Annotated in this window: 23 protein-coding genes; 3 read left to right on the forward strand and 20 right to left on the reverse strand. The window is 40.6% G+C overall.

Annotated elements, in window-relative coordinates; translation table 11 throughout:
• Positions 1-4: 4 nt before the first annotated feature.
• The 17 genes from IEE83_RS12565 to IEE83_RS12645 all read right to left on the reverse strand — a co-directional run bounded on the left by IEE83_RS12565 (position 5) and on the right by IEE83_RS12645 (position 16,664).
• The gene (locus tag IEE83_RS12565; protein WP_194120916.1) at positions 5-1,120 is read right to left on the reverse strand and encodes a hypothetical protein; all 1,116 of its coding nucleotides are present in this window, start codon (positions 1,118-1,120) and stop codon (positions 5-7) included.
• Positions 1,044-2,330 carry an OmpA family protein gene (locus tag IEE83_RS32930; protein ID WP_310588496.1) on the reverse strand — a complete coding sequence of 429 codons (1,287 nt, stop codon included), beginning with the start codon at positions 2,328-2,330 and terminating at the stop codon, positions 1,044-1,046. The genes IEE83_RS12565 and IEE83_RS32930 overlap by 77 nt, the downstream gene beginning before the upstream one ends.
• A gap of 18 nt (positions 2,331-2,348) precedes the next feature.
• Entirely contained in the window at positions 2,349-3,467 is a 1,119-nt protein-coding gene (locus IEE83_RS12575) for a hypothetical protein (RefSeq protein ID WP_194120917.1), read from the reverse strand.
• A gap of 82 nt (positions 3,468-3,549) precedes the next feature.
• Complete coding sequence (locus IEE83_RS12580; RefSeq protein ID WP_194120919.1) at positions 3,550-4,692, reverse strand: hypothetical protein; 1,143 nt, start codon at positions 4,690-4,692, stop codon at positions 3,550-3,552.
• Between the two features lie 70 nt (positions 4,693-4,762).
• Positions 4,763-5,371 (reverse strand): hypothetical protein, encoded by a 609-nt coding sequence (locus tag IEE83_RS12585; RefSeq protein WP_194120920.1) that lies wholly within the window; start codon positions 5,369-5,371, stop codon positions 4,763-4,765.
• The gene (locus tag IEE83_RS12590; protein WP_194120921.1) at positions 5,368-5,853 is read right to left on the reverse strand and encodes a M10 family metallopeptidase domain-containing protein; all 486 of its coding nucleotides are present in this window, start codon (positions 5,851-5,853) and stop codon (positions 5,368-5,370) included. Before IEE83_RS12590 ends, IEE83_RS12585 begins: the two co-directional genes overlap by 4 nt.
• Complete coding sequence (locus IEE83_RS12595; protein WP_194120922.1) at positions 5,820-6,191, reverse strand: hypothetical protein; 372 nt, start codon at positions 6,189-6,191, stop codon at positions 5,820-5,822. The genes IEE83_RS12590 and IEE83_RS12595 overlap by 34 nt, the downstream gene beginning before the upstream one ends.
• Before the next feature lie 136 nt (positions 6,192-6,327).
• Positions 6,328-7,173, reverse strand: a complete 846-nt coding sequence (locus tag IEE83_RS12600) for a M10 family metallopeptidase domain-containing protein (RefSeq protein WP_194120923.1) — start codon at positions 7,171-7,173, stop codon at positions 6,328-6,330.
• 41 nt (positions 7,174-7,214) lie between these two features.
• Positions 7,215-8,195: an OmpA family protein gene (locus IEE83_RS12605; protein ID WP_194120924.1), complete on the reverse strand. Its 981-nt coding sequence runs from the start codon at positions 8,193-8,195 to the stop codon at positions 7,215-7,217.
• Between the two features lie 10 nt (positions 8,196-8,205).
• Positions 8,206-10,692, reverse strand: a complete 2,487-nt coding sequence (locus IEE83_RS12610; RefSeq protein WP_194120925.1) for an ATP-dependent Clp protease ATP-binding subunit — start codon at positions 10,690-10,692, stop codon at positions 8,206-8,208.
• Positions 10,693-10,787: 95 nt separating this feature from the next.
• Positions 10,788-11,735, reverse strand: coding sequence for a hypothetical protein (locus tag IEE83_RS12615; protein ID WP_194120926.1), 948 nt, complete (start codon positions 11,733-11,735; stop codon positions 10,788-10,790).
• A 90-nt stretch (positions 11,736-11,825) separates the two neighbouring features.
• Entirely contained in the window at positions 11,826-12,989 is a 1,164-nt protein-coding gene (locus IEE83_RS12620; protein WP_194120927.1) for a hypothetical protein, read from the reverse strand.
• Positions 12,990-13,005: 16 nt separating this feature from the next.
• A complete protein-coding gene (locus IEE83_RS12625; RefSeq protein ID WP_194120928.1) occupies positions 13,006-13,236 on the reverse strand; it encodes a response regulator transcription factor in 231 nt (76 codons plus the stop codon).
• Positions 13,237-13,338: 102 nt separating this feature from the next.
• Positions 13,339-13,989, reverse strand: coding sequence for a response regulator transcription factor (locus IEE83_RS12630; RefSeq protein ID WP_194120929.1), 651 nt, complete (start codon positions 13,987-13,989; stop codon positions 13,339-13,341).
• Between the two features lie 761 nt (positions 13,990-14,750).
• Positions 14,751-15,629, reverse strand: coding sequence for an AraC family transcriptional regulator (locus tag IEE83_RS12635; RefSeq protein WP_194120930.1), 879 nt, complete (start codon positions 15,627-15,629; stop codon positions 14,751-14,753).
• Positions 15,630-15,639: 10 nt separating this feature from the next.
• On the reverse strand, positions 15,640-16,338 hold the full coding sequence (locus IEE83_RS12640; RefSeq protein WP_194120931.1) for a ferredoxin reductase domain-containing protein: 699 nt from the start codon (positions 16,336-16,338) through the stop codon (positions 15,640-15,642).
• Between the two features lie 35 nt (positions 16,339-16,373).
• Positions 16,374-16,664, reverse strand: coding sequence for a hypothetical protein (locus IEE83_RS12645; protein ID WP_194120932.1), 291 nt, complete (start codon positions 16,662-16,664; stop codon positions 16,374-16,376).
• A gap of 225 nt (positions 16,665-16,889) precedes the next feature.
• On the opposite strand from IEE83_RS12645, the gene IEE83_RS12650 reads away from it, so the two are divergent.
• Complete coding sequence (locus tag IEE83_RS12650; protein ID WP_194120933.1) at positions 16,890-17,345, forward strand: hypothetical protein; 456 nt, start codon at positions 16,890-16,892, stop codon at positions 17,343-17,345.
• Between the two features lie 83 nt (positions 17,346-17,428).
• On the opposite strand, the gene IEE83_RS12655 is transcribed toward IEE83_RS12650, so the two are convergent.
• Positions 17,429-17,869: a hypothetical protein gene (locus IEE83_RS12655; RefSeq protein ID WP_194120934.1), complete on the reverse strand. Its 441-nt coding sequence runs from the start codon at positions 17,867-17,869 to the stop codon at positions 17,429-17,431.
• A 302-nt stretch (positions 17,870-18,171) separates the two neighbouring features.
• Between IEE83_RS12655 and IEE83_RS12660 the strand changes: the two genes are divergently transcribed.
• On the forward strand, positions 18,172-18,777 hold the full coding sequence (locus IEE83_RS12660; protein WP_194120935.1) for a hypothetical protein: 606 nt from the start codon (positions 18,172-18,174) through the stop codon (positions 18,775-18,777).
• A gap of 163 nt (positions 18,778-18,940) precedes the next feature.
• On the opposite strand, the gene IEE83_RS12665 is transcribed toward IEE83_RS12660, so the two are convergent.
• Complete coding sequence (locus tag IEE83_RS12665; protein WP_194120936.1) at positions 18,941-21,448, reverse strand: glycoside hydrolase family 95 protein; 2,508 nt, start codon at positions 21,446-21,448, stop codon at positions 18,941-18,943.
• A gap of 46 nt (positions 21,449-21,494) precedes the next feature.
• On the reverse strand, positions 21,495-22,511 hold the full coding sequence (locus IEE83_RS12670; protein ID WP_194120937.1) for a zinc-binding alcohol dehydrogenase family protein: 1,017 nt from the start codon (positions 22,509-22,511) through the stop codon (positions 21,495-21,497).
• Positions 22,512-22,918: 407 nt separating this feature from the next.
• Here IEE83_RS12670 and IEE83_RS12675 point away from each other — a divergent pair, with 407 nt between their 5' ends.
• Positions 22,919-23,785, forward strand: a complete 867-nt coding sequence (locus IEE83_RS12675) for an AraC family transcriptional regulator (RefSeq protein WP_194120938.1) — start codon at positions 22,919-22,921, stop codon at positions 23,783-23,785.
• Positions 23,786-23,789 lie beyond the last annotated feature (4 nt).

Here is a 23,789-nt window from a genome sequence, read left to right on the forward strand (position 1 = left end):
GCTTCTATTTCTTTTTCAATTTTTTGAAATCAAGTAAGGAAGTTACCGTCACGCCAAGACCAACCGCTGCCGAACCGATTGAAATATAGATTCCCGGTTTTGCATAACTTGTCAGTCCTTCCGGATTGGCAATCTTGCTTTTGTAGTCCTTGAAATCCTTGTTGAGCATCGCATAGGTAACCGCTCCAAATGCAAAAGCAGCGATACCAACACCAAGTTTTATAGAGGCAATTTTTCGGTCGTGACTCAGCTGCGCCTGATTGGTTTTACTTAGCTGGTCTGCAAATTTTTCCACCGGTTTTTTTTCCTGCTGAGCTGACGAAACCTGTGGTTTCATATCGGTTGGTTTACTTTCAGTTACTGCGGGTTGCGTTCCGTTTTTCTTGGCTGATTCATAAGTTGCAGATGCAACCGGCGTTGTAGGTGTGGCGATGGCATTCGCAGCTGAATTAAAGGAAATGCTGGTCAGGTATACAATCCAGCTGCCGGAAGCCCCTTTATCGGCCCGAAGTTCGGCAACCCGTGAAACCGGTTGGTAAGGATCTTTGGTGTTGCTGTTTTTTCCTTTAAACTGCTGGGTATAAAATACTTTTACATAGGCGTATTTATTTATTTTGGCATCGGACACCACAATGTTGGAAAACTCAATCGAGTTGGTTTCTGATTTGGTATAAAACAGATCGAAATTGCTCAGATATTTTTCTATCGGCGTATCCAGCTCAGGTGAACTGCTGGTATGTTTCGGATCCACATCATCTTCCACGACAACACCATCGTTAAAAAATATCTGGTCATTACTTGGCATATAGCTGTTCATGATCATGTATTTACGCTCGTAATTGCTCAGATCATCATTGGAAATTGCGTTAAGAAGATCGTTGAAAGCTTTAATTTTTTCCCTTGCCAACACCCGGATTTCATCCGCATCTTTGCGGCTCAACGTTTGCGCCACAGATGTTTTCGTATAAAAAAATCCTAACGCAAGCATCAAAAGGACGAGTGATTTTCGGTTTGCCGAAATGGATATAAATCGTGCCATAATTTCAATAGGTTCTTTCTGGTAAATCAATGATTTGAACTTCAACCCGTCTGTTTTTTCGTCTGTTTTTCTCTGTATCATTTGGTGCTACCGGGAATTTGCTTCCCAGTCCCTGCGCTTTTATCCGGTTTTCGTCTACACCTTTATTCACGAGATATCGGGTAATAACCCGTACCCTGTATTCTGAAAGTGTAAGATTGAGCGATGCATTACCTACATTGTCAGTATATCCATTGATAGACAATGATTTATCTTTATTGGCAGAAATCCATTCGGCCAGTGAATCGAGGTAATTTTCGGAATCAGGGGGCAGTTTATAATCGCTTTGAGGGAAATAAAGCGTTCTGTTTTCAACTGTAAAAAAAGCTTCCGCTGTTCGCTTTTCTGGTTTAAGGCTGTCTTTGGCTGGCAAACGGAAAGATTTTAAGGTAATTCCTTCTTTCAGAGAAGCCATAGCCGTAGCAAGTTCTATGTTGCGGTTTTGACCAGTCAATTCCAGTTTATATATTCTGCCAGCTGCGGCTTCTGTATAAAAGTGTCCGTTGTTTACCCTTTCCATTTCGATATTTTCACCATTTCCTTCTCTTAAACGGGCATGTAATCCGGCGTGAGGATTGGCAATATTTACAGACAAAATGGTGTGCTGACGATTGAGCTTTAACGTGTATGTCCGCGTACTATCCTGTGCCTGGTCCAGTATCAAATTTCCGTTGTAGGATTGATAGCCTGGAGATTTGACTTCCATCGCCACAATATCATTTTCCGGAAATGCTATTTCAATTCCAGGATCGGATTTTGTCAGATCGAAACATTCCCTGGCTTGTTTGTGCGTGTAGTAAAGACAAATGTTTGCCGGTAATATTTCTTTGGAAATTGCATCTTCTACTAAAATCCGCCGAATGATTTTTGGTACGCTTGTCGTGCTGTCTTTTAATACCAAATGTGTTTGTTCTGACTGCGCATATGGCTCGTCCTTGGTTTGCTTACCAATGGGTAAAAGTTTAAGTGGTACAAAAAAGGTAACATCATTTTTTTGGTCAATATAAACCGGCACTGTAAGCGACTGGTAACCTTTTGATTCAATAACCAGAGCAGAGAGGTCACAAGGAATTTCGAACCGGAACATACCTTTTTCGCTGGTTTTTCCCATTCTTGTTTTACCCTGTTCGCTTTTGGAAAATACGGTAGCGACAAGCGGTTTTGAGCCGCTTACATCTGTAACCGTGCCTTCCAGAAACCCGCATTGGGCATAAAGCGAAGTGATGCTGAGAAAATAGATGAATAGTTTCACTGCTGGCAAGTTCTTAGCTTATTGATTTGATGATGTTTCCACGCCGATATTCCCCAGTAAAACTTCCCAACGCAGCGTATCTCTGCCGTCAACTGTTTTCTGGTATGATTCCAGTTTTACTCGGACATTCTTCTTTGTAATATCTCCGTAGGCTACTTTTCCATTGGCTGAATAACCTTCGAAAACCTGCTGTCCGGAAATGATTCCGTAATAATTGCCATCTGCTTCCTGTTTGAGCTCACTGACGTATTTTACTTCGTTCCAGGTGATATTGATTTTGCTGTAAGGAAGAAGTTTCAGTCTGTTCAAATAATCCTTGACCGGATATTTCCTCACTCCGCTGGAAGAACTGACAGCCACGGTTGCCTGCGGTTCAAAAAGGCTTAAAGCCTGCAAAACGGCCTTGTTTTTCTCGTCGGACTTACGACTTTTATCACCGATAATCCTCAGATAGGAATTGAATTCATCCACCCTCCGAATTCCCTTCTGACTATATTCTTTATATTCCGAATCTGTCAAAACAGGTTTTTCTTTTTCCTTGACCACGGCCGGCGCTTTTTCTTTTACTGCGGCCACAGGTTTATCGGGTTTTACTTTTTTAAGCTCTGATTCTTTTTTTTCAATTTCTCTGTGCACAAGCCCCAGTAAAGGCGCTACGTCAACCACGTCCCTGACTATTTCATGCCGACCATCTTTGTAAATCACTGCCGCCACTTCTTCCTTGTTGATACTGGCTGCTTTTCCCTCCGCAGAAATGTAATTGATCACTTCATCGCTTTCATAGGAAATCGTTCCGGTCAGGACAGTCAGCGGGACACTTTTGATGATAATATCCTGGCTCACATTTCTTGGTGGGGTTTTGTAAAAAGCCTCGATCTGCGCCTGTGCTTTCGAAGTATTTTCATTCAATTCAGTAATGACAATGAACTGCCCATTCTCGGCAAATACAACCAGAAAGCGTTTACGGTTATATATCCGTAAGACTCCGTCTGACGCCACCCATTCCAGTTTTCCATCCAGCGCACGGCTCAATTTTGCCTGAACAGGATTTCCATTGTCAAGCCAGATCCGGTCCTGAGCATAAAGCGAACCCGCAAGCAGCACCAAAAGGATAGTATGTAAACTGAGCTTTTTCATTTCGTGTAAAGTTGAAAGACAACCAGATTGTCATCGTTTTTCCTCCGGATAAAAGCCTCCGGGAAAATGTCGATGTTCGAAATCATTTATTGTAAGTAAGGATTGTCACCTGCATATCTCCGCCCGTCGAGGTTGCATTTACCCGATCCTGACCATGCGCGTCAATGTACATTTTTCCATATCTGCCCTGATTGGTAATGTAAGCGATTACGGTACCGTTGGGCAATTTGTTGGCATTAGCGTCTGTGTAACTTCCGTTTATAAAATCGGTGGTTAAAACGGCTTTTGTAACGTCACTGTATTTTACATTATCAAAATTGAGCTGTCCCAAAACCGCGAACTTGGCCCCATTTTTTGGATAAATTCCAGCCTTATCGTTATAAGGATACCAGGTAAGGTCTTCCGCTCCAACTTGTGAAACCAGCTCACCCAGATCCAGATCGTAGGGATTTGAGTAATTCATAGTAAAAGATTTTTTTGGTAAAAAAGCGGTTGGTTCGCCCAGAGTGAAAGTAAGAACTCCGCTATAAGTAATTCCACCAGAGTATATTGCATAAGCCCGTGCGTAATACGTCAGGCCAACGGACAAACCCGTCATTGTAGCGGTATAACTACCTCCGGTCGTTTTGGTGCCTACTTCTATTTTACTGTCTAGTGTTGTAGGTAAATTATTTGAAGCAGAATAACATACGCCAAATGAACTGATAGTTTCTGTCCCCAGTCTATCAAAAAAGGATATACCAACATTGGCTGATGATTTTGTGACATCAGTAATGGTTCCAATCTGAATTAAGGGAGGTGTATAAGTTCCCGTTTTGAAACTTGCTACTTCTCCATACGAGACTCCGCCTCCTTCATTTTTGGCATAAGTTCTTACAAAATAATTGGTCGCAACATTCAAGCCGGTGATCTGTCCCTGAAACTGGAAAGGCGTCGAAGTAATAGCATTTCCCACTTTCAACGAAGTTCCGCCTTCGAGAACAGGTTTGTCCTGGGTTGCGTAAACAAATCCATACTCGGTAATTTGTCCACTCTTTTTATCCTGCCGACTGTTTTTTCCGTCTGGATCCTGTACCGTTCCGCTTACAGTAGCGCCGGAAGTCACCACCTGGATGACACTAACTGCGGATACGACAGGTGGGAGCGGATCTACCGGCGAGAAAAGGTTGCAGGCGCTTACCAGAAACAGTGTTAAAATTGCAAGAAAACTGTATAGCCTTTGCATTTGATTTTATCTTTAAATTTCAATATTCATTTTCCCGGATTTGAATGTTAAATCCTAACCAATTCTTTATTTATTCTTCAATACTCTCCGTGTAACTGGCAAAAGTCCTGTTTAATATTGCCGGGTAGGGTCGCAATACCCGGCTTCCTCTGCTTGTGGAGTGCGGCCGAAACCTGAACATATCTCCCTCCCAATCTCCGTCAATGTATTGAGTGGCGTCAGAGGAATAAACTGTTGCTCCCGCTGCATTGGCAATATTTTGAAGCATCAATTTTCCATCACCCCATCCGCCTACTTTTTTAGGATCGCTGTTGGCTGCCGAACAGGATAGAAAGACAATATTTTTAACTCCCAGATTAGCCCATTTTCTAAATAGGAAATCGTTTGTGACTGTAATAATATCAGCACCAAGATGTAAGCCAAAACCACCGACTTTGTCAGGGAGGGAATATCCGCCTTCCCGTGAACGTCCTTCGTAGCTTTCGATACTGACCACAGATACTCCATGAACGATCAAAAACACATTGACTATTTTTTTTCGTGAAATAATACTTGCAGCCGTTTGCAGAATTCCTTCTGTACTATCGGAACTGGCAGCAAAATAGATGTTTTCCGCCGCGTCGAACTGATTGTTCCCGGCAAAGTCCATGTCACAAATAAGTAATCTGTCAGCTTTCATTGGCCAAACATTCTTTTAAATATCCACTTATCGCTCCCGACATTTTTCAATTCCCCATTGTCCCAGAAGCCTAACAGCTGCGGGGTTTTGACTTTTCCTGAAAATGTAACCTTCGTATCACTTACATTTTGTTTGATCAGATGTTGATTCAGGCGTTTTATCCACGGATCCGAAAACTTGTCTCTCATTCCCATTCCTATCCCCATTATCGAATCCGCATCATATACATTACCTTCGCCGTATGACGCTCCTTCATTGGTATCACCACTTACATGGTGCAGTCCTAAAATATGCCCAAATTCATGAGCAAGTCCATTTTGTAAATAATCAACCGCATGTGGATGGCCATTGATTTTTGTAACAATATGCTCCTTTCTATATATGTGGGGGACCCAGTTTACCCATTCTATTTTCGTATCACTTTTATTGATAAACCCTTCTTTTGGTTTTACACCATTATCAATATGGCTCCTGATTGGCATTGGTTTTTTTTCGTATTAAAAACCATAAATTTCACATGTGCCTGCTGCGGTATTGTTGTCATTATTTCAATGGCTACTCCGCAATTAATCTTTGCTGCCGTAAGTCCTTTTGCCGTTTTAAACCAGGGCTTGTTAGGAATTAAATCAAACTGGTTATCCCAGTAATTTGTCACTGTCTTTTTAAATTCCTGAGGGAAATTCTGCCATTCATTCAGATTCCAGGGATCCAGGAAATACACGTGTCCGGAATCTTTCTCCTTAACCGTTCCTTTTCCATCACAAGTCAGTAAACCAAATTCATGTACTTCGGAAGGTTCTATTTTTTGTAAAAAAAACACGCACCTGGATTAAGAGTGCCAGTGTATTATCATCCAGCGGCAACAAAACTGAATCCCAATTATCTGCCTTTATGACGATGTGGTAGTGCATGGCTTAATCTGTTATACTTCTTCTGTTATTTTGAATCGGTGCTTCTTAGGTGGTCTTGTTTGCTGTTGCAGGTGGCTGCCAATCGTTGTCCCAATATTCAATAAGCTGCATTGTAGCAACCCGGCCTTTGAAATGAACCGTTGTATCGTAATGATTTTGATTGACCAGATGTGATTTCAAGCGGTTTATCCAGGGTTTTGCGTGGCTGGCTGTTAAAAATCCACCCATACCCATCTGATTTTCGCGTTGTTCCAATGTAAGTCCGTAATTCGAATCATTGTTTCCGGCACCATTTACATGACCAAGACCTAATGTATGTCCAAATTCGTGGTTAACAGTGGTTTGTAAAAAGCTCACACTGTGTTTTACGCGTCCTATTTTTGTATCCCTGTCATTCCAGTGAGATTCCAGATCCAGATGTGTGAATATGCCCGAACGGTTGTTTTCATCCACGTAAGATCTGAAATCGGTTTTACGCGGGTGTATGATACGGTAGGTCTGATGAGCCTGTGCTGCTGTATCAACCAGCTGGATTGACAGGCTGCAAACGATATTTGCCGGAGTAAGCGCGCTTCCTGCTCTGGGTCTGTACCATGGTTTATTCGGGTCCAGAATAAACCTGTCGCTCCAATGCCTCCTCACGACATTTACAAAATCTCTTTTATATGTCTCCCATTCTAGATTTGTCCATGCATTGAGGCGATAGGTGCCATATAAATCATGAACAATACCATCTCCGTAAGCTTGTGTTTCGGATGTATAAAAACGACTTCCGGGTTCGATACGCACCAAATGGATCCTGAACTGAAGGATTAATTCGTGTGCGTTGTCGTCGATAGGCAATAGGCATGAATCCCATTTTCTGCCTTTTATAAAAAGATGAATGTTCATACGTTTTCGTTAAAAGTGAACATACTATTTTCAATTTTGAACTAAGCCCAGTCCGGTGCAGACGGATCTCTTGGACATTCGATTTTCCTCAGCCGGCCGCTGCTTGCGCTTATAGCAGTGGAGATACCATATCCGGAGTCGGATGAAATGGTTACCGAAGACGGATTTATCATCACCTCCCGAATGACCAGCTGTTTGTTATCATTTCTTTTAAAATCCAGAATAAACTTGCCCATGACAGAATCCTGTCCCATGGTTACGCCGGGTTGCTGTGCCAGCGAAACGATCAGATCATCAAAATCATCCAGGGACATTTTAAACCTGGTTGATATTGTAAAACCTGCCCATGGACCCGAGCCGCTCCACGATACCGGAGAGCCTGGGCCGCCCACGGAAATGGAAGTGCCGGTGTATAAAAAACATGCTGTTTCGTTCGTTTCGACATTTTTTATTTTAAAAGTGTAATTATCCCTTCCCAGCATTTTAAATAATGATACCGACTGTCCACCCATCAATTGTATTTGAAATTTCTGATCAACAAATGCCGGTTGAACAGGTTTGGGTTGTGGATTTGGAAATGGGGGAGCGCCCTTGTGCGCATAAATCTTCACCGACCGCCAATATCCATAATCATCGTCTGCCGCATCTGTACTTGCATCTGATCCACGCGCAACTTTCCTGCGGAATTCAGCTACATAGAGCTTGTTTTTACCTGTCAAAATTTCGTTTTGCACCTCAGCGCATCTTCTCAGAGATAAGTCTGAATTGTATCCGCGATCACCAATTTTACTCGCATAACCTACAAGATTAATCCAGTAATCCGTCTGTGATCTCAAAGGCGTAAAAATGTATTTATAAATTCCAACCTTGTGATTTTCAATTAACTTATCACTGTCTGTCACAAAATTGTAGAGCCGCAACGCACAAATGGGTCTTCCGTTTGTGGCAAAATATATTTCATCTTCGGTGTCCGGATTTTCAAAAATATTTTCGTAGTCAAACTTGTAATCCCATTTTGCCATGATCTTAAATTTAAGCTTCCTGCGTAACTTCGTTTTCTTCTGTTTTCCAAATGACCTCACCGCTGCTGTCCAGATCCAGGATAATCACGGATCCTTTGCCAACATCACCGGAAATTATCATCCGGCTGATAGGTCTTCTTAAAATATTCCGGATCACACCTTTCAATGGACGCACTCCATAACGCGGCGTAAATCCCTGCATGGCAATATGTTTTCTTGCTTCGTCGGTCATTCGCAGTGTAATTCCCTGTTTTTCCATCAGATCGGTCAGACTTTTCAGATGGATGTCAAATATTTTCACAACGTTTTCTTCTGAAATTGGCGCAAACGGGACAATTTCGGTAAGTCGGGCCAGAAATTCAGGGCGGAAATGTTTTGCCATGATATCCATCAGATCGGATGATTTTGGCAAACTTCCCTGATTAAACTGCTCTACAATTTTCTCCTGCCCGATATTGGAAGTAAAAAGAATTACCGCGTTTGAAAAATCACCTTCTTTTCCAAGCCTGTCGTGCAGTTTTCCTTCATCCAGAATCTGTAAAAACAAATCAAAAACTGATGGATGAGCCTTTTCAATTTCATCAAACAGTACCACCGAGTAAGGTTTTTGTCGAATTTTATTCACCAGAAGTCCGCCTTCTTCATAACCGACATAACCCGGAGGAGCGCCGTAAAGCAAAGCTGCTGAATGTTCTTCCTTAAATTCAGACATATCAAAACGGATCAAAAATGATTCGTCGTTGAAAAGAAAATCCGCAAGTGCCTTTGCAATTTCTGTTTTTCCGGTTCCCGTCGGACCTAAAAGAAAGAAAGATCCAATCGGCTGTCCGGCCTTAATTAATCCTGATCTTGATTCCAGTATAGCTTCGCTCAAAGCCTTGACAGCCTGATCCTGACCAACGACTCTTTTCTTCAATACCTCATTTATTCCCAGCAATTTATCTCTTTCAGAGCTTTGAAGTTTGCCCAGCGGAATTCCTGTTTTATGTGCTATCACCGCAGCAATTTCCTGTTTCCCAACACTTTGGGAATGTCTGGATGCCAGTTGTTGTAATGCCGAAAGTTTGGTAGTAAGATGGGTGTAAATACTTTCAGCAGTATCAAGTTCTTCATCCTGCTGGTCGAGCTGACCAACCAAAAGTGGACTGAGGCGATTGGGTAGTTGCCTTAAAAACCAACGCAATTCATGAACTCTTTCTGCTTCATCAACAGCCATTAAAGCATCAAGTTCTGTTTGAAGAACGGTCAGTTCGTTTTCAGAAACTTCTTCCATAAGCCGCATCGCAGCCATGGTTCTGTCAAGCAGATCCAGTGCAACATCCGGCAGTCGTCGTTCTTTAAGATACCTTTTAGAAAGTTTAACGGCTTCGCTGATCGTTTCTTCTTCAAGCTTCAAATTGTGATGCGCTTCATACACCGGTATAATGTGTTGGATCATACGAATAGCGGTGGCTTCGTCAGGTTCATCAACGTGCAGGATTTCAAATCTTCTGCTGAATGCTTCGTCCTTTTCGATGTATTTTCGATATTCTTCCGGTGTCGTTGCACCGATCAGTGTCAATTCGCCACGGGCAAGTTCAGGTTTTAAAAGTTGCGCAACACCCGCGCCGACTGAGCCTTTCGGATCAAGAAGGATATGTATTTCATCAATAAATAAAACTGCTTTATCCAGACTCTTCAACTCATTCAAAATTCCTTTCAGGCGCTCTTCAATTTCACCTTTGTAAGAGGCTCCCGCCACAAGTGCGCCTGTATCAAGTTCAAGTAAACGGGCATTTTGCAACAACAAGGGCACTTTTTTCTGAGTAATGAGTTGTGCGAAACCTTCTACCAAAGCAGATTTTCCTACACCGGGCTCGCCAATCAAAATTACGTTTGGTTTACTCCTTCTTCCCAAAATCTCAGCCATTTGTCTGATTTCCCGGTCGCGGCCAATTACAGAATCTATTTTGCCTTCGGCAGCTCTTTTGGTTTTGTCGGAAGTATATTTTTCAAGAAAACCGGATGCCGGTTTCGCTGTATTACCGGGACCGTTTCCGGATATTGTTTTTTCATCCTGATTATCCGGAGCCTGATCACCAGCCGTTTGCTGGCTCATGGCCAAAACTTCTTTTTGTGTAAGCGGAAGCGATTTGAGCTGTTCGGCGGAAAAACCTACACCTGGTTTTAAAAGTGACGCGAGCACACAAAGCGGATCTGTATCCCGGTTCAATTGCAAAGAAATTAACTCTGCAAGTTCCAGGCAAGAAGTTGCCAGGGAATCCGGTTGGGGCGATTCCGGTACTTTTATGGATTTCGGACTTTCCTCTAATCTTACTTCTGCCCAATCCCGTAGGTATGCAACATCTTTTTGTGCCATGACGAGCTCAGAGGCAAGGCCTGCATCATTATGCAGAACCCCCATTAAAAGATGAGCGGGTCCAAAACGCTCTTGCCGGTATTCGCGGGCAAGCGATTGCGCAACGGTAATGGCGTATTTAAGTGCTTCGGTTTGCATGAATTGATCGTTAAAATCGAAAACGTTTTTTTGTTCATTCCTTGGCCAGGCCACAATGCATTACCTTTTCAAGATGAGGAGTTTATAAATTTGTACTACGGCTGGTTTTTCTGTAATCCGATCAGTCTCTCAAGTGCTTTCGATTTCATTTCTTTATTATTGGTTGAAAGCTGAAGGCCATCAAAAATCTGCTTGGCCTGGTCGTAATATACTTTTCTGTCGTTTTTACGGAGATTTCCCTGCGTGAGCAATTGATAATAACCTTCGGCTTCTGAATATCGCAGCCATTCGCGATAGGTCACACCAGTTCCTGCTTTGGCAGAAAGACATTCATCCAGTTGTTTTTGTATCGCTGCCGCATCCGTTCCGCCGCCTCCTGATTTCGACGACCGGCAGTTGTCAAGATCTTTTTGTGCGGCCGCCAGTTTTGCCTGCAATTCTTTTGCGGGATCAGCTCCGCCACCTCCGCCGCCACCTCCGGCTCCGCCCGCACCGGCCATGAGTTGACGTTCCATTCCTTTTATTTCCAGGTCTTTCATGTTAATCTGATTTCTAAGATCATTAACTACCTGCATGTCAATTCCTTTGCTATCGAGCGTGCGTCTGAGTTCACTGATGGTTTGGCGGTAAGTAACAAGTGCTTCCGTCAGTTTTGCAACCCCACTCGAAAGTCTCCTGTTTTGTTCACTTTTGGCAGAGGCAGCGAGTATATTAAAATGGCTCATGATCGAATTGATCCTGCTTTCAATATCTACAAGCTGGGTGCGTGCCGTTGCTTTGGCCATCTCATCGGTTGCGCTGCTGTAAATTCCGTCCTGCTGAATTAGTTTGCGCGAAATCTGGCTTAATGTATCCGTATCAACCAGCAATGGAGATTGTTCCTGCACGATTTCCTTGTAAAGATTTGATTCAGATTCTGTTACGGAGCCTGGTACGCGCAGAAGCAGGTACACTGCCAGCACCGGAAAACTGAGTGAAAGTGCGTAAATGCCAATGAATTTTCCGATAGCGGATTTTCTCTGGTTTTTATTAACCGGCTCCATTTTTGCTAATGTTTAGTACATAGTTATCCTGTCGACGGATTTTTGTGGCCGTCGGATCGTCAAAAACAATACTCTTTCAAAATCACTGCATCAAAGAGGGCTCCACCTGGATTTCTGCTTTTCGGGTTGAACGGGTGTTTCGTGGACCGGGCTTTCGATTATGAAAACCTGTTGTCCCTTCCGTTTTCCTATAAATTCCAGCTGGCTTAATTTTAAAAACAAGGCTGTCCAGATACTAAAAAAGTTGTCCGTTATTTTAAGACTGGAAGCTATTTCATTGTGATCATATGGCACCTGAATCATGTTCAGAATCCACTTTTCAAGTCCGCCGGGCGACTCTTCTGCCCATTCTCCCAAATAACCCAGAACTTCTTCCTTCTCACGATCGGTCAGGGATTCCAGTGATGCACGGATACTTTGTACCGGTTGTATCATCACTACAATCATTTCCAGCGGCGTTTGATAAGGTGTAATTCTGTGAAATACTGCGTTGTTTGTAACGAGTACATTGATCAGCCTTTCAACCATTATCTGTATGCTGTCAGACAAAGGGCTTTTTTGGCTTTTTATCTTGATTTTCTGAACAATACGAAATGAATATGTTTCAATATCATTTAAATAAGCACCAAAACGGTTATACCAATCCTTTAATCCCTGATGACTTTTTATCGTTCCTGATGCCGGAATGTATTCGTTTATAACTTTCAATTCTGCATTGTTATATTCTATTTTTCCAACGATCAGATTAGGTCCGGACCATTGCTGATTGTTGATCGTTTCCGCAGGAACCACGTTTACGCTATACCCAGGCAAAGTGTAGGGATGGCGCATTGGAATTTCATTTTCTACCGGACTGCCAAAAAATGTTCTTTCAAATAAATCAACACTGATGACGATGTAAAACGTCTGATTCTGATTTGCTTGTAAATGATTTTTTGCAAATATTTCACCAAGTGAAGTATCGGTTGTCAGTTCATTTTTTTGGTTAATTTCAATCAGGCTGCCATCGGGTGTTATCGCAAAACAATGGCTTATTTTAATTCTTATCTGCTGACTGGCATCTCCCAGGATTTGTATTTGTAAGGATTCGCTGCCGTCTTTTTCTGCTAAAAGTCCGTAATTATATGGCGTCAACGTCGCAGCCTGCATCTGGCGGACTTGTTCGGTATGGTAATGATCCGTTTCAACAAAATGTTGTCTGGATATTTTCATTCCATCGACCCAATTTACTGCCAAGTGCTGAAATTTCGCCATACTCTTTATTCGCCGGTTAATTATTTAATTTCATGGCTGCTTTCACAAGCCCGATAACAGTGCGTACTCCAAATTTTCTGAACAGGCTGCGCCTGTATGTTTCAACGGTAGAAATACTTACTTCAAGCTTTTCAGCAATCTGCTTTGAGCTGAGCTCCTCCATGATGAGGTCTAAAATTTCCTGTTCGCGCTTTGTCAGTTCCATAAGTAAAACACTTAGACAAAGTTGCAACCTTACAAGCGCCATTTCAATCGGCAGATACCCTGAAATTTATCTGCAAATACCCTGATATTTACATTTAATTTTTGCGCAGTTTTAAGGGTTTTCCACGACGATTTTTTCAGAAAATCAGACAACTCCCATTCTGACAGCAATTTTGGTCAGCCCTACCGAATTTTTTACTCCCAGCTTTTGAAACAGGTTTCTGCGGTGGCTTTCTACTGTTTTGTCGCTGATACACAGTTCACTTGCAATGCGTGTTGTGGTATACTCATTAGCAACCAGTCTTAAAATTTCAATTTCTCTCTTACTTAAAAAATCTTTCGTTGTAGGTTCGGGTTCTACTAAAAATGTTTCAACTGAACTTTCCGCGAGCCTTAACATTACTTCCTGCCCATAATAAACTCTTCCCTGCGAAACGGCCCGGAAAGCAAGTTCCCACTCATGTAATTCCGATTCAAAAACAATATAACCACTCACCCCTGAGCGGACAACTTCTCTTACTGATTCAGGCGACGGACTTGGTGCCAACAGCAGAAATTTTAGCCTGGGATGCAGTTTTCGGATTTTCAGGATCTTTTCAGCCAGGTTTTCAGTCTGATGTGCAAATACAACAATTACGTCAATGTCTTTGATATATGGAAGCTGGATAAGATGGTCGAGTGAGCTGCCTTTGCCTACCAGTTCAACATAGGATATTTTACGCAGCCAGTCTGCTACGGCTTCACATTCCAGTGGATGTGGATGTACTAGAAACGTATGTGCGATGAAGTGTTCCATACTTGTCGAGTAATTATTTACTGTTCAAAGGTAGCATTCTGAGTCTTAGTGTCAATGCTGAGAATGGTACCTGTTATTATCCGGTATGCCAATTTCGCATGTTGCGCCGGCATTTCCACATTAAAAAGTCATTAATAAGTAGTGTACCAGATACAATAGAAGTTGAGAATGCTATATATCTCACTATCAGATTTATGAAAAATTATTTCGGATATTTTACAACCAAGTAATACCCTTAATGGTATAAACTTACTCAATAGTATATACGTTGAGTGGAAGTTTGCTAATCGAATTGAGATAAAAAGGGAATCAGGCAAGCGCAAGAAAATCTAAGGATATAAGAATTCGAAGATTCTGTTTTTTCAGATTTAACCGTAGATTTAATCGGCATGATATGAGGAAGAAGAAATCAGGAAATATTTATATCATTTTTTTACTTGAATAAGGTATATTTCTTTGACACGGCTACTGATTTGAAATGCCTGATTTGATAGGAAGAATAAAAGTGTATTTCCTTAAAAGATTTGTAGAGGGAATTTTAAAAATTACATATTGGATAAAATTTATTTTATAAACGATTAAAATATCTACAAAGCGAAAATTTTCGATAAATTTTTATTCGGACACGATTTAAGTGTGACAGATTAAAATTTCTGTACTTTTTTGGAATAATACCCGTAGGGGAAAAGACCATTTGGTTTGAGGATGTTATTAGGCGGTAAGCTGTTTTAGTTTTAAAAGGTTAAATAAAGCTGAATTTCTTACAAAGACCGTGCTGTTTTATTTTTCCGGAAAACGGCTGGCGACGACCCCGTGCTTTTTCCAAACAAGCGAATGAAATATTTATCATCTTCGTAACCCAGCGTATAAGCAATTTCTTTAATACTCATTTCTGAATAGTACAATAACCGTTGCGCTTCATTAATAACTTCCTGCTGTATGAAATAAGTTAGCGGAAATCCTGTCACCGCTTTTACCGTGTCGTTCAGATAACTTACCGAAAAATTCATTTTTTCCGCGTATTCGGAAGGCTTCTTTATGGTTTTAAAGTTTTTCTGTAAGAGCTGGCGAAATTTCTTGGTGATGTCAATATTTCGGGATGAGTGTTCCTGAATGCGTGTGTTCTCCTGCAACTGATATAAAATTGAAAACTGGTAAATAAAGGAATCCAGGAGCGACCTAATGAGCTGCGGCTGAAACATAGCTTGTTTTTCTGTATTGATAACTGAATGTATAAGCTCAAAAAGTTTTTTGAACCAATCATTTTCTTCATCACTTAAATTGATGAGCGCCACTTTTGTAAGTGATTCTTCTATAATCAGCCTCGCGTTTTCATTCACCAGTTTGGCGTCAAATGCCAAAACCCAGCCGTTGCCAGTCTGATGTTTTACCACTTCATGCACTTGGCCCGGATAGGAAATCAGTATCGATTGTTCTTTGATGAGCACAGGCTGGAAATCGATCATGAAATCCAGATTTCCATTTTCAACAAAAAAGCAGCAATAATGGTCGTGGCGATGAGGTACAGAAGCTTGGATGGCATATTGAAAAATCTCTTCTGCCAGAAAATTGCAGATGAAAATGTCGGATCCCTTCTCCATTAATTCATCAAACTGATAAATGGGTATTTTTTCAGACATTCCTTTAATTTTAAGACCAGAAGCCATGAGCAAAAATTTTCGCGGTAAGATATGGATTCTTTTTAAAGATTTTTCGTAGTCCGGTTACCATTGGTATGTAACCCGCGATATAAATGGCGCTGTAATCTGACAGAGTTTTATTTCCGGAGTATTGATGTAAACTATCAAGACTGTCTGTACCCGGCTTCATCACAAACGTAAATTCTGGATTTTCATATATGAAAAAATCAGGAAGCCAGTAATTTTCATTCAAAAATACGACCGCCTCAAACGGATATTCTTTTCTGTTTGTCAATTGTTTGAGCGCAAGAAAATGTCCCAGGGCACTTCCATCACCAAAACATATTATTTTTCCGGATTGAGATGGTAATTGTGCAGCATGTGCGGGGGAAAAAAGAATAATGTCTCCAACACTTAGATTCTTCGTCCAGGCGCTGCCGAAACCGTTGTGATCCGTTTCGATCAGCATGGTGCATGTTCTTTTTTTAACGTCCCATGTCGCCGGTGTGTAATCTCTGTATTCATATTCTGCTACTTTACATTTCAGACGTGGTATGGTTGTCCATTTAGCCATATCCACGTCCGGTAAATGCAAATCAATTTCGTACATCGTTTCCGGTTGCCATTTTCTGATCGCCTGTACAAAACCTTCCTGCGTAAATGCCTTATCTAACAGGGAAAATACAGCTTTTTTTAGTCCGTTTGCCATTTAATTTGTTGAATTTTTGAGCCTTACTATAATTTCTAATCGAGCAGTTCTTCACAATTGAATCCGTGCTGCTTTACAATTTCTATTGCCTGAGATGCAAAATTTCCATGATGTTTTATGCGAAGAACTTTGTCACAATCGCCAAGATCGAAGCTGATTTCACTGCCGGGAAAGTGTGAGAGAAGTATTTTAGCAATAATCTGGGCGTCACCAAATTCCTTTACATTTGTTTTAAAAACATAAATTGTGAGATAACTTATTATAATGTCCTCACGCGATTTTAGATTTATAGTCGGTGAGGAACGTATGGCTTCTGCTTTTTTCATTGTTGATATAACCTTTTGTTGCGACTAATAGATGAACAAAGGTATTTTATAAAACAGGTGTTTTGTGCTACAAATGACGGGGAAAGGTGGATGATTCGCGTGAAATGTTTTTGAATGTATTTTGATGAGGAAGAATGTTGTTTGACCAGAGATTCAAAATTATTAGCACTTGGTTTTATTGAATATTATCTTTAAATTAAACTATTCATCAAACTGCTGCTCATCATGAAAAAATACTGGATCTCTATATTTTTGATTACAAGTTCCATTGTAACCTATGCGCAAGGAATTGTGGTCAATGCGGATGGGACACATTCTGTTGTGATAAATTCAGGAACTACGGGAGTTATAGTAAATTCGAACGGGACACATTCTACCGTAGTTAATTCAGGATCGAATGTCTCAACAATTGTAAATCCGAATGGAACGCATTCAACCGCGATCAATAATGGCAGCATATCCACGATTGTAAATCCTGATGGCACACATTCAATTGGTATAAATAACGGAACGATGATACAAGTTGTAACACCTGATCAGAAAAATGCCGTGGATAATATTCAAAAAGCTGATGCGGCTGAGGAAAGTGATGTTTGGTTTAAACCGTCGACAGAGAAAGAGGTTGTCCCGATTTCAAAACCTGAAAGAAAACACAAGAAGAATCGGGACAAGCGAGAATAAATAATAACTGGCAAAGAGTTCATTGCGTTTTTTAGTAAAACACTAAAAAACGTAATTTTTTATAGCAGAAAATCAGAGTTTTCTTATTTCTTGTATCCAACAAAAATATAATTCCGTTTGTTAATTGACGTACTATCATATTGTCCTTCAATATAGGTATAACGCCAGTTTCCTTGAATCGTAAGAGAATCGCCTGCGAATGAAATAGTACTGCTGAGAACTCTTGATGCATTAATATTAACTGGAATATTCCAGCCTTTTTGCTGGCTTACCGGTACCGTTAAATCAACCGTGTCAAATCCATGCAGGATATAATTGTCACCAATTTTTTCGACGGTAACGTTCAATGTGTCCTTTGAAGTTTTGTAGTGATTTATGTTAGGTACACCAATCAGGTCACTCATGGAAATAATCCCATGATATTTGCCGCTTACATCAGCATCCGGAACGGGTGTTTCATTTTTACTGGTCGTTTTACATCCGAGACATACAAGGATAAGAGGAAGATATAAGTATTTTTTCATGGCTAAAAATTGATTTGTTGTATAAGTCTCAAATCATATTTAAGCAAATTACGGTTACATATAATTAAAAACAAGCGTAAAATCAGATATATTTTTGTTTTGTTTTGATTTTATGGCCACAGGATTTTTTTTGGCCAAACCGTGTTTGTGAGCCTGAATATTAAATGTTTGGAAAAATACTTGTCTCATCAATTTTCAAAAAATGATGAAAATGCAGGTTATACGTTTTTTGTAAATGTTAATCAAATATCTTTGAACTGAATAGACAACAAAATGTTGATTATTGATACAATACCTTTTACATGAAATTTAAAACTATATGCATTTTTCTGGTTTTGGCGGGGGGCATTATTTCCTGTAATGAAAAGTCAGAAAAACCTGAATCGGTTAATTACAGAAATATATCCCTGACAATGTATTCCTATCTGGAAAATGATTCTATACCTGATAAATGGGATTTTTATATAGAATCTTTCTGGGCAATCGATTCTCTTGGAAAATGTGAAATGGTAAGGAGAGATGGTTTTAAAAAAGAACAGAAATATTTCGAAACCAGTCTGCCCGATTCAACAATTTCACTTATTAATACGCTCGATTTTTCGAAACTGGATACCGTAAAAATACTTCCTCCCCAGAAAGGTCGCTATGATGGATTTCTGTACTGTCTGTCCGTTCGGGAAAAAGATAATAAGGGTGTATCTTATATCAAATTTATTCCGTCGGCTTTGAATGGTAAGTTTCTGGATTTGTTTAACAATCTGTCAAGATTAATGGCAGATGCAAAGACACCAGGCATGTTTCCGGCTTACTATTATCCCAATTCAAATTATATCCGGAAAAATTTATCCGATTCAACAAAATATCCTTTTCCAGTTAGATTAAAAGCCGAAAAAAATGTCGCTTTCTAAACAGGATTTGTCAATTGAGTAAAATAACTGAATACAAGTAGCTGATATCGGGAATGCCATAAATCAGAAAGCCCGGTATAAAATGAAGTCTCATTTTATACCGGGCTTTCTGATTTTACCAATTCAAAACCGAAAATTTCCGGAAGTTGAGTTTACTGAGGTATTAATTACCCGCCAATAACTTATACGTCTTTCCTTTTTCCGTCTGGAATTTATTGATATAACCAGAGTCTGTTTTTTGTGAAGTTGAAACGGCTCCCGTCACTTTGATCGGTGCATTTGTTTTGATAATGCAAACCTCACCATTTAAAGATTTGATTGTGGAATTAACCAGTTTCCCATTTTTCCAGTCGATATCAACTTCAAATCCGGAACGGGCCCGCAATCCTTTAATATGGCCATCTTTCCATGCTGACGGCAATGCAGGCAAAAGATAAATTTCTTTCAAATGACTTTGAATAAGCATCTCAGACATCCCTGCTGTTCCGGCAAAATTTCCATCGATCTGGAAAGGAGGGTGGGCATCAAAAAAATTTGGGTAAGTGCCACCGCCTTTATATTCATTGTTTCCTTCGTTGGTATATTTCATCAACTGACGAATCAGCGTGTAAGCGTGATCGCCATCCAGTAATCTTGCCCAGAAATTAATTTTCCAGCCCTTACTCCAACCCGTTCCGGCGTCGCCTCGTACTTGAAGTGTCTTTTTTGCAGCCTGGAAAAATTCAGGAGTGTCCTGAGAAATCCGGTGTCCCGGATGAAGTCCAAACAAATGAGAAACGTGGCGGTGCAAAGTGTCAGTCTCTTCAAAATCCTTATACCATTCCTGCAATCTGCCTCTTTTATCAATTTTTAACGGATAAAGTTTAGCCCGTTTTTCGGTCAGCAGCTTTTTAAATTCGGCATCATTTCCCAATACATCCGCGGCTTCAATCAGATTTGAAAAAAGATCGTATACAATAGAAATATCCATTGTTGTCGCAATAGAAACGGCAGCTTCTCCGCCTTTCGGGTCTTTAAATTTGTTTTCCGGCGAGGTTGATGGCGCCGTTACCAGATAGCCATCTTTGTCTTCAACCAACCAGTCCAGCGTAAATAAAGCGGCGTCTTTCATGACCGGATATCCTTTTTCTTTCAAAAAAGTTTTATCACCCGAAAACCGGTAATGCTCCCATAAATGCTGGCATAACCAATTGGCGCCCATATACCAGTTTGCCCAGACAGGATCGCCATCTCCAACATTTCCCACAGGATTTGACATTCCCCAAATATCTGCATTGTGATGTGCTACCCAGCCTTTTGCACCATTAAATTCTTTGGCTGTCACTTTTCCGGTTTGGGATAGATCCTTGATCCAGGAAAGCAAAGGTGTATGCATTTCTGACAGATTGGTAACTTCCACCGGCCAGTAATTCATCTGGGTATTGATATTAATTGTATAATTGGAACTCCATGGCGGTCTCATTTCTTTGTTCCAAATTCCCTGCAAATTGGCAGGCGGACCAGCAGGAACGCCAGGCAAAGCAGCACGGGATGACGAAATCAGGAGGTAACGACCATACTGATAATAAAGCGTTTCAAGTTTTGGATCGTAAGCTCCTTTTGAATAAGCCATAAGTCGCTCATCGGCAGGAAGTTTTACGTTTGGATTATTGGCAGTACTGTCAGCTACCTCGAAAGTCACCCGGTTGAAGTAAGTATGAAAATCGTCAAGATGGCGTTTCATTAACACCGTATAACTTTTAGCCAAAGCTTTATCCAGATAGTTTTTAGCCAATAACTTTTCGTCTTTACCATCTTTGTCAGGGCATTTGTCAAAACCGTCAAAGCTCGTTGCGGATGCCAAAAAAACAAATACTTCGGATGCATCTTTTACATGAATTCCGGAAGTATCGGTGGAAATAGTCCCGTCTTTGCTCACCGCTTTTATTCTGAACTGAAAACGTGTGCCGTTACAGCCGTTCGGGTCTTCATAAACAATAGGCTGCTGGCCTTCTGGATTGTAATAATTGGGATTGACATGCGCAGGTGCTTTTCCGTTGACCAGCAATTCCTTTGTGGCCGTAGCTTCCAATTTGTAGTGTAATTGGCTGCTGGCTGAGACAATGAAATTTAGCTGTTTTGGTTTTGACGCTGAAATTCGCATCATCAAAATATTGTCAGGAGCCGAAGTGAAAACTTCTCTTTTATAGACAATACCATCTATTGTAAAGCTTGTTGTCGAAATGGAATTTGCAATATCAAGGTCGCGGTAATACGTGGTTGGTTTTTGTCCTTTCAGATCCTGGGTTATTTTCAAATCGCCCATTGGCATGTACGATTCGGTATAAAGTCCCTGCATTTTTTTTAGCAGTTCGTTTGCTTTCTGATAGTCCGCTTCTTTTAACAGCGCTTCTCTGACTTTCGGAAGGTAGGATGCAGATGCCGGATTTACATTCGTTTTCACCGGTCCACCCGACCAGAGTGAACTCTCATTAAGCTGCAAAAGCTCTTGCTCGACACCTCCGAAAATCATTGCTCCAATGTGTCCGTTACCAATTGGCAACGCTTCTACCCACCGTTTGGCGGGTTGTTTATACCAAAGTTTTAACTCCGACTGTTTCTGGGCGAAGGAGGTAAAGGATAATAAAGTGATGAATGACGAAGCGGTTAACCTTTTTAAAAAAATATCCATAGGCTCATTTACATTTATGACAATCTTTACAATAAAAAGTGTTGAATTAACCCATTGAAACCATAGCCTTGATGACACCGGTGGCCGGATCCAGCCAGCTTTCAAAATTACTTTTGACCTGTTCAAAATCAACACGATGTGTAATGTAATTCAATGGATTGATAAGTTTTCTTTTCATGCAGCTTATGACATGCTCAAAATCGGATCTTACCGCATTTCGGCTGCTCATCAAAGTGGCTTCTCTTTTATGAAATTCAGGATGACTAAAACTGATTTCCCCGCCTTGCAGACCCACCAGAACGTATTTTCCGCCATGAGATATATAATCAAATGCGGTATTAATAGCCTGTAAATTTCCGGTGGCATCAATTACGATGGTAGGCATATCGCCTTCCGTTATCCTGAAAAGTTCTTCCACGACATTTTGCGTCGCTCCATTGATACAATGCGGAACCTGAATTTTTTCTTCACAAAATTTCAGACGTGAATCGTTGATATCCAGTGCAATAACTCTGGCGCCCTCAATTCTTGCAAATTCCATGATACCCAAACCGATCGGACCAGCACCAATGACTAAAACGGTATCCCGCGAAGAAACTTCTGCACGGCGGACAGCGTGAGCACCAATGGCCAGAGGTTCTACCAAAGCCAGTTCTTCATAACTAAGTCCTTCTGCATGAACAAGTTTATTTGTAGGTATCGAAATGTATTCTGACATTCCTCCATCAATATGCACCCCGAAGACTTTCATCTGGCTGCAACAATTGGTCTTTCCATTGCGGCAGGCAATGCAATGTCCACAGTTGAAATAGGGCAGGAAAGTGACAGCTTCCCCCACTGAAAAATCCGATGCTCCGTGTGTGCTGATAATTTCTCCGGCCAATTCATGACCCAGTATTCTTGGATAATTAAAAAAAGGTTGTCTGCCCTGATACGCATGTAAATCCGTCCCGCAAATACCAATATTTTTAATTCTTAAAATCGTATGGTTTTCTGTTAACGAAGGTATGGTGAAATCCTGGTAACTGAACTTTCCAGGTGCCTCACAAACTAATGTTTTCATTGTTTAATGTTAACGGTGAAATTTAAGATTAGGGTGAAATGAATCTTCAATGCTGACATGATCCTAAAATAAATTCAACTTAACCGATATTTCGGCTTAAAAGAGTTGAAGTTTTGAAATTAAGAGAGGTACATGAAGCTACTTCCCATAATAAAATTTTAATTTACAAACGTGTTAATAACCAGTGTTTTGAATTAAAACGTCGCGTTATGATCAATCTCTGTCAGCGTAATGGATAGACATGAGTAATGACTCATCTCACCCGATTACTCTTTGTTTAAACTAAATTTAACAATACAAAGGAATTATATTTTTTATAAAAGACTGTCCTAAAAATTAACCAACGTATAAGAGATATTAACATATTTGTTCTCCTTCATTCTAAATTTGTTGTATATATTTCGGACATGAAACCACAGCTTCTTAAGGTGCCGAATGTACAGGCTTACTCGTTTAGCATACGGCAGGACAAAATGACGAATATCAATAATCGCTGGCATTACCATCCGGAGATTGAGCTTATTCATTTTCACAAAGGCAGCGGAACACAGTTTGTGGGAGATCATATCAAAAGGTTTTTCATGGACGACATAGTGCTTGTAGGAAGCAATCTGCCGCATTACTGGCGATTTGATGCGCCTGAAGATTTGGAAGAAGAATCTGGTAATCTTATCTCAACAGTATTGCATTTTACCCCCGATTTCTGGGGACAAAAATTTTTGGATCTTAATGAAAACAAACCCATTAAAGCGGTACTGGAAAAGGCTGGGAGAGGGCTTCTTTTACACGGCATTTTAAAGGAAATGATCAGCTCTGAAATCCGTGTTTTGAATCATACGGATGGTCCCGAACGGATCATTACGCTCTTGAAAATTCTGACTGCTATATCACAATCAGAGGAATTTACTATGTTATCTTCTGTCGGTTATCAGAATATTTTGCTGGATTCTGAAAATGACCGGATCAATGACATTTATGAATTTACATTCAGCAATTTTAATAAGAAGATATATCTTGAAGAAGTAGCCAGTCTTTCAGGCCTTGTTCCAAATTCTTTTTGTCGTTATTTCAAATCCAGAACCGGTAAAACTTACCTGCAATTTCTAACTGAAATTCGTATCGGACATGCCTGTAAATTATTGATGGACAACAAGATCAATATTAAGGAAGTATGTTACGAAAGCGGATTCATGAATTTCAGTTGTTTTCATAGAAGATTCAAGGAAATAACCGGGCAAAGTCCACACAATTACAGAGTCTCGGTGGCAAATTAATGTA

This window comes from Dyadobacter subterraneus (assembly GCF_015221875.1).
GTDB classification, from domain to species: Bacteria; Bacteroidota; Bacteroidia; order Cytophagales; family Spirosomataceae; genus Dyadobacter; species Dyadobacter subterraneus.